Annotated in this window: 1 protein-coding gene; it reads right to left on the bottom strand. The window is 48.4% G+C overall.

Annotated features, from left to right (window positions below; translation table 11 throughout):
• A partial coding sequence (locus tag SB752_RS32830; RefSeq protein ID WP_410719569.1) for an HU family DNA-binding protein occupies positions 1-156 on the bottom strand: 156 nt, incomplete at its 3' end.
• Between the last annotated feature and the right edge of the window lie 102 nt (positions 157-258).

The raw sequence follows: 258 nt of genomic DNA, 5'->3' as shown, positions 1-258 counted from the left end.
ATTGCCGAAACCGGACAATTTGACTTGTTCGTTGTCTTCAAGAGCGTGCCTGATTTCTTCAAAAAACAGTTCGACCAATTCCTTGGCCTCCCGTTTATTCAGGCCCAGCTCTTCATACAGACGTTCCGCCATCTCAGCTTTCGTCAGAGCACCCATGCCGTTATTTCCTTAACGTGGTGTTCAACCTTTGTTCGAGCGAGGTGAGGATGTTTTGCAGGGTAGTGTTCACCTCATCGTCGTTAAGAGTGCGCGATGGAT

It is taken from the genome of Brevibacillus sp. SIMBA_040 (assembly GCF_046535075.1).
GTDB lineage: Bacteria > Bacillota > Bacilli > Brevibacillales > Brevibacillaceae > Brevibacillus.
This window is presented reverse-complemented; position numbering and strand designations above follow the sequence as displayed.